The sequence below is a fragment of the Candidatus Harpocratesius sp. genome, assembly GCF_054039255.1.
In genome coordinates, this window is record NZ_JBPLBG010000050.1 from 1 (window position 1) to 11,430 (window position 11,430).

Annotated in this window: 9 protein-coding genes; 1 reads left to right on the forward strand and 8 read right to left on the reverse strand. The window is 29.8% G+C overall.

Annotation, left to right across the window (positions count from 1 at the left end):
- Positions 1 to 237: 237 nt before the first annotated feature.
- Positions 238 to 1,398 (forward strand): M42 family metallopeptidase, encoded by a 1,161-nt coding sequence (locus ACXLDF_RS12210; RefSeq protein WP_457558815.1) that lies wholly within the window; start codon positions 238 to 240, stop codon positions 1,396 to 1,398.
- Positions 1,399 to 1,470: 72 nt separating this feature from the next.
- Here the strand turns inward: ACXLDF_RS12210 and ACXLDF_RS12215 are convergent, their stop codons facing one another.
- The 8 genes from ACXLDF_RS12215 to ACXLDF_RS12250 form a co-directional block, all read right to left on the reverse strand.
- The gene (locus tag ACXLDF_RS12215; RefSeq protein WP_457558816.1) at positions 1,471 to 3,198 is read right to left on the reverse strand and encodes a hypothetical protein; all 1,728 of its coding nucleotides are present in this window, start codon (positions 3,196 to 3,198) and stop codon (positions 1,471 to 1,473) included.
- A complete protein-coding gene (locus tag ACXLDF_RS12220) occupies positions 3,191 to 5,272 on the reverse strand; it encodes a hypothetical protein (RefSeq protein WP_457558817.1) in 2,082 nt (693 codons plus the stop codon). Before ACXLDF_RS12220 ends, ACXLDF_RS12215 begins: the two co-directional genes overlap by 8 nt.
- Before the next feature lie 55 nt (positions 5,273 to 5,327).
- On the reverse strand, positions 5,328 to 6,635 hold the full coding sequence (locus tag ACXLDF_RS12225) for a TIGR04013 family B12-binding domain/radical SAM domain-containing protein (RefSeq protein WP_457558818.1): 1,308 nt from the start codon (positions 6,633 to 6,635) through the stop codon (positions 5,328 to 5,330).
- 71 nt (positions 6,636 to 6,706) lie between these two features.
- Positions 6,707 to 6,913, reverse strand: coding sequence for a uracil-DNA glycosylase (locus tag ACXLDF_RS12230; protein WP_457558819.1), 207 nt, complete (start codon positions 6,911 to 6,913; stop codon positions 6,707 to 6,709).
- A 98-nt stretch (positions 6,914 to 7,011) separates the two neighbouring features.
- Complete coding sequence (locus ACXLDF_RS12235) at positions 7,012 to 8,181, reverse strand: pyridoxal phosphate-dependent aminotransferase (protein WP_457558820.1); 1,170 nt, start codon at positions 8,179 to 8,181, stop codon at positions 7,012 to 7,014.
- A gap of 676 nt (positions 8,182 to 8,857) precedes the next feature.
- Positions 8,858 to 9,478 (reverse strand): Ntn hydrolase family protein, encoded by a 621-nt coding sequence (locus ACXLDF_RS12240; protein WP_457558821.1) that lies wholly within the window; start codon positions 9,476 to 9,478, stop codon positions 8,858 to 8,860.
- A 136-nt stretch (positions 9,479 to 9,614) separates the two neighbouring features.
- Positions 9,615 to 10,895, reverse strand: coding sequence for an MFS transporter (locus ACXLDF_RS12245; protein WP_457558822.1), 1,281 nt, complete (start codon positions 10,893 to 10,895; stop codon positions 9,615 to 9,617).
- Positions 10,870 to 11,205, reverse strand: coding sequence for a PadR family transcriptional regulator (locus ACXLDF_RS12250; RefSeq protein WP_457558823.1), 336 nt, complete (start codon positions 11,203 to 11,205; stop codon positions 10,870 to 10,872). The genes ACXLDF_RS12245 and ACXLDF_RS12250 overlap by 26 nt, the downstream gene beginning before the upstream one ends.
- Between the last annotated feature and the right edge of the window lie 225 nt (positions 11,206 to 11,430).

The window sequence follows — 11,430 nt, forward strand, 5'->3', positions numbered from 1 at the left end:
TAGACGGTACGATATTCATTAGAAGACGCAGGATGTTTCATTAATTTACAAGAAAAAAGAAGGAGATTTAAGGTTTTGGGTTTTTTGCTATCATTTTGGAGAGCGAAGATTACCGTGAAACCTCATGTTTTTTTTTGATTTTTTTTCTTTCGTTCATTGAGATTAGCTCTTATTACTAAAAAATTTGGCTCATTAAAAGCGAAGTTTTTTATAAAATTCAATCGTTTTTTCCACACTATGATAGATATATCAAAATTAGATCTAAAATTACTAGAACGCTTAACAAATGCTTTCGGTCCAAGTGGTTGGGAAAATGAAGTTCAGAAAATAGTCCGAGATTATGCAAAACCATATGCTGATGAAATACTTTTTGATCGAACAGGTTCGGTTATTTTACGAAAAGGAAATTCAGGACCAAAATTAATGATGGCAGGACATGCAGATGAAATTGGATTCATTGTTTCTTCAATTGAAAAAAATGGATATTTGAAAGTATCAAATATTGGAGGAATTGTGGGACCTTGGATGTTGGGTACACAAATTCGCATCCGGCCTCTCTCTGGAGGTGAAGATGTTATCGGAATCGTTCAAATTGGATTTCCAAAATCTAAGGATGATATAAAGAAAATGGCTAAGCTTGAAGCTTATCATGTGGATATTGGATGCTCCAGTGCTGAAGAAGTGGAAGCTTTAGGTATACAAGTCGGTGATCTGGCTGTTCCTTATGCTTCTTATCGCCAATTTACTCGAATGAAGAAAAAAGGAAAAAAGGATAAATCAAAAAACAATGGTGATATGAAATCCGAGAAAAAAGATGAAATGATTCCTGTTCCATTAGCTGTGGCCAAAGCATTTGATGATCGAATTGGTGTTTTCATTATATTGGAAGTTCTACGCAGAATAAAAGAAGAAAATTTAGTTCACCCAAATACTGTTTATTTTGTTTCTACTGCACAAGAAGAAGTGGGTGTCCGCGGTGCACGTACTGCAGCTCAAATGTTAAATCCAGATATTGGCTTTTCTTTGGATGTTACACTTGCGGGAGATGTTCCAGGAACGAATGCACCACAGAAAATGGGTGATGGTGTCGCAATTTCCACTTTTGATAATTCAATGATTCCAAATCCAAAAATGCGAAGATTTGTAACCAATTTAGCCAAAGAAAAAGAAATTAAGTACAAAAATGCATTTTTGAAATTTGGAGGAACTGATGCAGGAGCGATTCACTTAACAGGTTTTGGTGTTCCATCTTTGTTTCTAGGAGTTCCAACAAGATATGTTCATTCGGCTCATTCACAATTAAATTTAGAGGATGTCGAATATACAATAAGATTATTGATTGAAATAATTCGATCATTTGATGATAGAACCGTTTCAAGCTTTACTACCTTAGAATAAATTCAACTGCTTTTTGTTTTCGTTGAATTTTTTTTATCAATTGATTTTTTGCATTATTCTTTTTTATTTTGCTTAAAATTCTCTAAGTTCAACCAAAATGGGCAGAATTTCTTTTAAGAATGAACCTGATTTTTCATGAAGTAATAGATTATATAATAGAGTATTTGGATAGACATAAAAATTATCAAGATCTTTAAATTTTTTTAACATTCTTTTTAATTTTAACCAATACATTAGATTTGAAGAAAAGATATCGAATCTAAGTGTCTGCATGAATGTTCTAATCAAATCTGTTGAAATCCAATAAATAGTATGAATATATCCAAATTTTGGATAAAGGTTCAACTGTAATTGTTGAGAAAATTGCTTGATTGTTTTGCAATGTTCTGTATTTTGTTTTTTCTTCATATTTTTTTTAGAATATATTTGATGGCTTTTCTGTGATAATTCTTTTATGGAATCTGCCGAAATAAATGAAACTGATTGAATTTTATTTGTTTTTATGGACCAAAGAAGACCAAAATAATTTTCTTGAACAGAAAAATTATTTGAATGATTAAGTATATGAAAATTATCTCCAAAAATTGCTAAAATTTTTCCTTCAACTCCTATATTTTCAAATACATTCGCGATGACAAACCTTGGAATATTCCAATATGCTAATTTTCGAATATTTAATGGAATTTTAAATGCATACTGCCAATACCTAAATTGTTCATTCATAATTAGAGGCGATGGATGCATTAACCACTCAAATCCATACGAACGGTAATTTTTAATAAGACTTTGGAAAATAATATCCAGTCGATAAAGACTTACTGGGAATGGGCTTTGAATAAACATTTCAATATTTTTCAATATCGGAGCAAGATCAAAAATAAAATTTATTGGTGTATGGTATTTTTTCTTTAAAAATTTAAGATATTCCAATTTGGATTTGTTATTTTTTATATGTTTATCTAAAAGTGAAGGATTTAATGGTAGATATTTTATTAATATTGATGGATTTCGAGAATCAACGAGATAAGCAATTACTTTTGTCGAAGATTGAATTGATAATGAAAATTTTTTTCGAGGAATACAATTTTTTATGAATGATATTAATGTATTTTCCAGTTGAGATTTGGAATCTTCTAATATGAAATCAAATGTTTCATTTATTCCATCAATGAAACGAGTAAAATCTGTTTCGGGAAAGCATTCAAAAAATATTTTTTCCTTATTATTGCGATTTCTTGCTTGTATAAAAAGTAAAGAGTATTTTACAATAACTTCGATGAAATCTAATTGTTGACTAGTTGTATGTGAAAAAATCGAAAAAAGTTCTTCAATAAAGTTATTTGAGTAAATATGAATATTCCCAATATTTAAATTATAATTTTTCTTGATTATTGGAAAGATTTCATCGAATTTTTCTTTTAGGGTCAATTTTTCTTTAAATTGATTTGTAAATAGTGCGATATCGATAGAATTGATATTTAATAATAAACCTTCATTTGTACATTCCAATAAATAAGCACGTGCTGGTGAACCATCTTTATTTAAAATAATTTCAATCGAATTTGCATTTGTATTAAGAATATAATAATAGCAAGATTTCCAAAATTCTTGAAAGGCAGAAATGTCACAAGTTAGATTCAAAAAGGGAATTTGAAAGAGTTCGTATTGAAATTTCTTGTTTTTTTGATAATACTGGGTTGATTCAATTAATATTTTCATATTATATTGTACTTGAGCTTGAGTAGAAGATTCCCTTTTATAATTCTTCATTTTTTTTTTATGATTATCATATTTAAGCACTTTTATTTTCCTCCTTGATATCTTCTTGAATATCCTTAGGGTTTTTTAATGAAATTTTCTCTTTATCCTCAACTAATTCTTTTTTTACTGAAGATTTGTTAAGAAAAGAATTTGAAAATCTCTGCAACTGCATTAAAAATCTTTTTCGGTGATGTTTCTTTTCTTCTTTTTTGAGATTCTTAAGTTTTTTCTTTAATAATAGAATTTTAGGGTCATAATCATTTTTTATTTTTTGTTGAGCTATTTTTTCTTGAATTTTGATTTTTTTAAATTCTTGATTTCTTTGACCTTCCACTTTTTTTAATTTTCTCTGAATTTCTGGTAGAAGAGGTGTGCTTATCTCGCTAATTGTAGTTTTTAGAACTTCTTTGAGTTGATTAATAATTATTTTGTTCCATTCTTTTTTAGGTTTTGAAAATTGATAAAATGCGGCAAGTTTATTGTAAAAGAAGTGAAATGATGGAGCTTCTTTCCTCGACCATTTCTGTATTAAATAAGGAATAATATCTAAACTTGATGTTGCTTCAAATGGGATTCTTATTATTTTTTGATTTATAATGATATTTGGTTTTTCTAATTTTATTTTTCGAATCTCATTTTTTATAAATAAATCTATCCTTATTTTTTCGATTTTGGTCCGAAGACTTTGAATTTTCTGGTCATATTTCTTTTTAGCAGTTAAGATTAACAGATTTCGCTCTTCTTCTATTGATTTATCCCCAATAGAATCAATAAAAGCATTTATTTTTGCTTCAAGTTTTTCAATTTTATTTCTAATTTTTCTTTGTTTTCGAAGAATTTCACGTTCAAGTTCATCATCATTAAGTATTTGATTTCCACCGATTTCAAAATCAATTATCTTAAAAGGTTCTTTTGGGAGTTTATTTTTGTCCAATAATGTAAATGGGGCATTTAAAGTGGAATTTATTGCATTTTCTCCAAAAATTAAGATCCAATCTGCTTGTTTTGGCACCGGAGGGTTATTTCCCATTAATAAAGCAATATGGCTTACATTTTGAAAATCATCAAATAAAAGATCATTTAATAAATCAGGAATATTATTAGCAAAAAATCGTTCTTCTTCTGAAAGTTCGCCGAAATAAGTGTGAATGTGGAATTTTTGTTTTCGATTCTCTTTTATTAAATCAGAGACTGCGAAAGAAGAAAGATTGTTGTTAGTTAATAGCTCAAGATCTTTTTTGAGGTTTTGATTAAATATTTCTCTAAAAATTGGATAAAAAAATGATTTTGAAAGAGTTTTCTTTAAATTGTGATAAATCATATTTTCTATTTCAGAAAATGAATCTGAAAGAAAAATCATCTTTGGTTTAAGAGGAATAAGTGTAGGATCATAAATAATTGAGTTTTTAGAAACTATTGAAAAAGCGTTTGAAATAAAAAGTGTCAAATTATTTTTTTTAGCAGGATAATTATCTTGAATGTAATTTTTAGAATCCATCTTTTTTGGGAAAAAATGTAATAACCAGTTCCATATCCATTGGGCTTGCAAAAATTCATTTGAAGTGATTTCTTCGGATGGATAAACTGAAATTTTATTAAATAAAGATTGAAAATTTAATTGAAGTTGATAGAGAAGTGTCGATCCAGACCATAGTGTATTTTCATCCAGCAAACCAATTTGAGTATAAAGAATAACCGTTTTAAATGATTTAAATGTAGGAATTGAATTATCTATTTTTTCAAACTTAATTTCATTATCAATAATTGAGCTTGTTGCTGTGATTTTATCAAGATATAGAATGGAAATATTCTCTCTTTTTAGGAAGGCACTTAGTCCCCAATTTTCTAATACACGCTCTGAATTATAATTGATTGGTAATGAAGGTAAAATTGTAATGCATCCTGAAAAATTCTCAGTTAACCATTGAATTAAAATTACTAGAGAATTTGGATTTATTGACCAAGGATATCCCACGATTCCTGGAATATCTACTATTAAAAGAATTGGCTCTTCAATATTTTTCTCTTGATTTAATATATTTTTCTTTAGTTTGAATAATATATCTTTCAGTGTTTCTTCTTCTGTATCGTTTTGAGCTGCAATTACAACCATTAAGTTAAATTACACGTTCAAACATTTGAATTTTCAGTGTTCATTTTGATTATGATCAAATTATAGAAAATCGATTTGTTATTAATCCAGCTTGACTTTGATATTCTCCATAGGCTTTGCCTTGTTTTGCCAATTTACCTATAATTTCATGAATTCTAGGAGATACTTTACCATTTGGCTCATTTTCAAATGGGGTACCCGGAAGGGGCATAAATGTATGTGTATGTATCCTGACATTGGATAAACGATTTGTGAGAACATCTTCAAAAAAATTAATGTTTGCTTCAATATCATCAATCGTTTCGCCGGGAAGTCCGAAAATAAAATCAATTTCACATTTATATCCAAATTGATTTAATATTTCAATTGCATGATAAATGTCTTCAATTGTATGCCCACGCCTAATTTTTCTCAATAACCGGTTTGAAGCAGATTGAGCTCCAAGAAGGATCTTTTTGTTTGCTAAAAAAGGAGAGATTGTCTCCATTACTTCAGAAGTTACTGATTCTGGTCGAACTTCACTAGGGAAAGTTCCAAAATAAATTCCTTTGATATTTTTTATTTCATAAATATGAGAAAGAAGTTGATAAAGCATATTTACATTGGGAGTAACTCCATTTCGTGAGCCGTAAGCAAATGCATTAGGTGATAAAAACCATAATTTATCATATTTAATTTCAGCACCTAATTTAATCCATTTGATCAACGCAGCTAATGGTGCATGTCTCATGGATTGGCTTGAATTTCCAGTTTGGCAGAATTTGCATCTAAATGGACAACCACGACTGATTTCAATTGGACCAAATAAGCGAAAATATGGAGAAAAAGAAGGTGTTTTTCCCAATTCGTGAAGTTGTGGGGAATTCGCTGGAATATATTTTGGATGGGTGCGCGCCACACCATTTAATTGAGAAACATCTATTTGATCTTTTGATTCATGTAGTATTGCATGAAGTAGTTGTTGAAAGGCAATTTCTCCTTCATTTGGGATGATAAAATCGATGTTATGTGTTAATTTTGCAAATTTTTCTGGAACTGCGTTAATATGAGCGCCACCAACTATTGAAACTATATTGTTGTGATATTCTGAAAAGAAATCGGGAAATTCTTCATGAAATTTAATGAACTGTGGGATCTGAATCGATAATAAGGAATATGCTAAAATAATAACTTCATATTTTTGAAAATTAATCTTTTTTAGTGCTTTTCTGTGTTTAGGGGCATGATATAATTGAAAAGTAAGAGGGTGGAAATCATAATGCTTTATTAATTCTTGATCTTGCTCCAAATAACCCATTAAGATTGCCCACGTATAACGATTAGGCTTATCATAGCCAAACAACACTAATCCTTTCTTTATCATTCAGTTTTTCTACTCCGTTACTCATAATTGTGCTCAAATTATCAACATTTGGAAACGAAGTTAATTAATCTTTATAATGATGGATCAATTGTACCGTCTGGAAGCATATTATCTGGATGAAAAATTCCTTTTTCTTCCATTTGGTATCGAACACACTTTGGATTTGCTTGTAGACAATACTCTTCAATCCATTTTTTTGGTAACTTTCCTTCTTTTGTAAACCAATTAATTGGACAGACATTATACCACTTACAGATATTATTTTTTGGCTTTCTCATAGCAATATCCTTTTGTAATTAAATAAAAATTCCCCATTTAAAATAAATCAAAAAAATAAAAGAAAATTAAAAATTTATTGTGAAGAAAAAAACTTTTTTTAGATTAAATTTCGATTCTTCAAGAATTTTTCAATTCGATTAAATCCCTCTTCCAATTTTTCATCAGTGGTCGCATATGAGATTCGCAATGAATTTTCAGAGAATGATCCGAATGCTGTTCCAGAAACGCAAGCAACTTTTTGTTCTTTGACTAAGTCTTCAGAGAATTCATCTGCGGTTAAATTCCATCCTTGATTAAGTTTTGGCATTAAATAGAACGCTCCTTGAGGTTCAACTACCTCAAATTGCAATTCTCTCAATCGCTTCACACAAAAGATCCTCTTTTTATTGTATCGTTGGATTATATCAGGAAAATTCATCTTTTCACTTTGCTTAAGAGCGCGAACTGCTCCATATTGAACTGGATGATTAACACCCGCTGTAGTGTATTGGATATATTTTTCCATATTTTGAATAATTGGAAGACTCGCGCCAATATATCCACATCTTAATCCAGTGGCTCCAAATGATTTACTTAGGGCATTTAATGTAATGGTTCGTTCATCCATTCCAGGATATGAACCAGGGCTAATATGCATGGCATGATTATATAAGAATTTTTCATAGACTTCGTCACTAACAAGATATAGATCGTGATCTTGAACCAAGTCGACAATTGCTTTAATTTCTGACTCAGAATAAACGTAACCAGTCGGATTATTGGGTGAATTTATTAAAATAAATTTGGTTTTAGAACTAATTTTTTCTTTGATCATTTCGATGTTTGGGGAATAATCTTCTTGGCGTGGAACTTCTACGCATTTAATGTGAAAATAATCTGCAAGATAGTAATAAGAAATAAAATTTGGGCTTGACAAGATCATTTCATCGCCAGGATTTGACAACACTGCAAATGTTAAAGTAAGAGCTTGACTTCCACCATTAGTTACAATTGTATTTTCTGTTTTTATCCATGAGAGTTTATTTTCATTACGAAATTTTTCAGCAACTGCTTTTCTTAATCGAGGAATTCCAAGAGCTGGAGCATATAATGTCTTATGTTCACGTAAAGCTTGAATAATTCCATCGTAAATAAATGCAGGAGTTGTAAAATCTGTTTGACCAATTCCAAAAGAAATTGCTTCGGGTCCGGATTGTAAAAGCATATCAAATAACTTACGAATTTTTGATTTCTTTGAATTCAAAATTGCTTGAGATAATTCTTTCATAGGAACTTTAAAATCGAGGATTATTTAAAGTATTGTGGGAATGCTTTGGGAATAATATTTAGGAAAAAAAGAGAATATGTGAAGAATAAATATAAGAAAATATAAGTAGAAGAGATTCCAGATAATATTTTTTATGTTTCATTCTTGAGAAAAGAGAAAAATAGATTTTGTATTTCAATAGGAACATTTGCCTTTTTTAGTTTAAGCCAATTTTTAATTCCTGCTAAAGTGCTACGAATATGTTAAATTCCCTTCATCAGATAACTTTGGAAAAAATCTTCCAAAGTATTTTTTTCTGTTACAACAATTTCCAAAATTCGATCCAATATATAAAAATCTTGCTTGGAATTTTGGACATATACTGATTTTGGATAATGATTTCTATGATTTCATTTATTTTGCCTCTTTTTTTGTAGAATATTATAAAAATCAAATGCTTTTTGTTTTTGTCGGCGATGCTAACTTCCAATTATTTAGATTACTATTTCACTTAATGAAATTTGGTAATGGTGAAGTGAAACATCATACCAAAGTGGCCCTGCAAAAAGACGAACAGCGCCTTTGCATTTCCTAGAATTTGTTTTCAAATTCTTGGAATGCATTTTTCTATTTTACATTTTTATAATTCTATCTGAAAAGAAATAAAAAAAATAAATGTAAATAAGGATAATACAATTTATTCTCCTAAATCAACCAAAGGTAAACGCTGGTTTTCAACTTTTTCTTGTGTAATAACCATAATATCCATGGAGTTTCCAGCCATTGCATCTCGTTTAACTGCATTGCTCATAACTTTTTTTATTAATTCGAATCCTTCCTTAACAGTTATTTCTGGGGAATATTCTGCTTCTAAAATACCAACTGCAAAAGTGGCTGATGATCCTGCAACACCATATTCTTCTTCAGATAAGGACCCGATTGCATCCATTGTATAGACTGCTGGACCATGTTCATCAATACCGGCTACTAATACATTTGTATATAAAGGTGCCATTTTTCTTTGATAAAGATAATTTGCGACTGTTTTTGCCATGGCTTTAACTGAAATTTTATGTCCTTCTCGAATTTCATAAATATTTGCTTGAGCTAGCATTATTCGACTTAATGCTTGAAAATCACCTATTAATCCATAACAACTGATTGCGACGCGTCCATCTTTAGTAATAGGGAAAATCTTTGTAACGTTTTTATTGTTAACAGTGTACCCCCAAGTACTCCGTGTATCATTAGCTAATATAACACCATCGGTGCAACGCAGAGCAACAGCACACGCTCCAGGAATCCATATTTGACTCATTTTAATTCAACTCGGGATCGGTAAAAAGTATGATCTAATAATTAAATGAATAAGTGTTGCCCTTTAATTTTTTTGGCTATAAGAAAAAAGAAAATGAGATGATTAGTTAACGAATAACTAACATTATGATAATTTTTTATCTTATATCATTTTCAGCAGATACAATCGAATTTAGATCTTTTCCCCAAAAGATGAAATAAATCGTTCCAATTATACCAAATATGCCAGCTGCAATGAAGTTTGCTTGAGGTGCCCAATTCCATAAGATTGCTGCTGAAAATGCAGCTCCTGATACAACAATATCCCGAATTAGATAATATGTTCCAAAAGTACTTGCTTTTGCATGCTCAGGAGCGAGATCCATAATAAGGGCTTTTCGAGTTGGTTCCCCAAATTCTTTTAATCCTCTGATTACAAATGCTATGATAAACATAGTAAAAGTATGCGAAAATATCAATATAAATGGAAATGCTGTAAAAAAACCAAAAGTTATCGCAATAAAGGGTTTTTTTGAAAATTTATCGGCAAAGAAAGCAACAGGGATATAAATAAGAACTGCTGTTGCCATTTCTATGGAAGTTAATATCCCAAATTGAACTGGGGTTATTCCATTCATATTTACTGCCCATACAACAACAAATGCATAAGGGATTTGTTCAGCAAATCTAATTAAGATATCTGAAATTAATAAATTGCGCAAATATGGATTAATATTACTTAAAGAATCTCGTAAGTGCAGTGGTTTTTTTGTATTTTTTGTAGGTTCTGGTATAAGAAACCATTGTACTAAAATAGCAATGAATGCTAAACCTAAAGCAATACTGAAAGCGATCCGTACTCCTTGCTGAAGACCAAAAAGTTGTATGAATAAACCACCAACAATGGGACCTATTGCCATAGGTAGACGTCTAACTAATGAATGCATTGAAACTCCTAATGTTCTCCTATTTTTAGGAAATATATTTGAAACCATACTCATTACAGAAGGAAGTGAAATTGCAGTCCAAGATATAAAAAAGATTGCACCGATTAGTACTGCCCACCATGTTGCAATTATAATAACAATAGAATAACCCAGCATTGCCATCAAATTAAAAACAACCATCGCTTGTTTATAACCAAGTTTATCACTCAGAAAACCTCCTGGAAAAGAATATAGTGCAGATAGTAAATTATCCATTCCATTAAGTAAGCTGATGCTATATGCTCCACCACCTAATGCGACTAAATATAGTGGTAAAAATCTTTCTGCCATTTTTTCACCCATACCAATCAAAATGACCATAGTTAGAAGGGCGAAAACGCTAGGAGTGAAAATATCTTTTTTGAAATCTTTTGTGTTTTTTTGATAATTTGAATTTTCTTCCATTTTTTTCATCTTTAGTAAAATTTTATTGGTTTTTTCTCTTATATTCATTTTTTTTTAATTCAAATAATTCAGAATAGAGTTCCTTAAGAAACTTTTTTAAATCTTTAAAAACCTGGATTCCTTTTGGGCTAATTGAATAGTAAATTCTTCGTTTTCCTTCTACAATTTGTGTTGTATGATAGAGTATTTTCTGTTGTTTGAGATCGTTTAACCAAGGATAAAGAGTTCCAGGACTAATCTTATAACCATGAGAAGAAAGTTCTTGAAGTAACCATGCACCATATACTGGTTCTTCAGATGCATGATATAGAATGTGGGCAATTATTGCCGATCGTTTGAAATTTTCTAATATATTCATAGGAATCAGATAAAGATTGATAATTTTCACAGTATCGAGGATCAATATCGATATTCAATACTATCAAATTATTAAACAATATAAGTTTTTCTTTCATTTTCTTGAGTTTTGAATGAAAATTTATGTTTTCATAACTGTTTTTTTATTAAAAATCCTTTCTTTTTTTTTTCAAATGTTATTATTAACTTAACAAATTTACTTTTATCAATCATGATAAATTATATA

Excerpts from the sequence above, each read along its gene's own strand:
- ACXLDF_RS12210 (WP_457558815.1), top strand. The coding sequence starts at position 238 with ATGATAGATATATCAAAATTAGATCTAAAATTACTAGAACGCTTAACA.
- ACXLDF_RS12220 (WP_457558817.1), bottom strand. The coding sequence starts at position 5,272 with ATGGTTGTAATTGCAGCTCAAAACGATACAGAAGAAGAAACACTGAAA.
- ACXLDF_RS12225 (WP_457558818.1), bottom strand. The coding sequence starts at position 6,635 with ATGATAAAGAAAGGATTAGTGTTGTTTGGCTATGATAAGCCTAATCGT.
- ACXLDF_RS12230 (WP_457558819.1), bottom strand. The coding sequence starts at position 6,913 with ATGAGAAAGCCAAAAAATAATATCTGTAAGTGGTATAATGTCTGTCCA.
- ACXLDF_RS12235 (WP_457558820.1), bottom strand. The coding sequence starts at position 8,181 with ATGAAAGAATTATCTCAAGCAATTTTGAATTCAAAGAAATCAAAAATT.
- ACXLDF_RS12240 (WP_457558821.1), bottom strand. The coding sequence starts at position 9,478 with ATGAGTCAAATATGGATTCCTGGAGCGTGTGCTGTTGCTCTGCGTTGC.
- ACXLDF_RS12245 (WP_457558822.1), bottom strand. The coding sequence starts at position 10,895 with ATGAATATAAGAGAAAAAACCAATAAAATTTTACTAAAGATGAAAAAA.
- ACXLDF_RS12250 (WP_457558823.1), bottom strand. The coding sequence starts at position 11,205 with ATGAATATATTAGAAAATTTCAAACGATCGGCAATAATTGCCCACATT.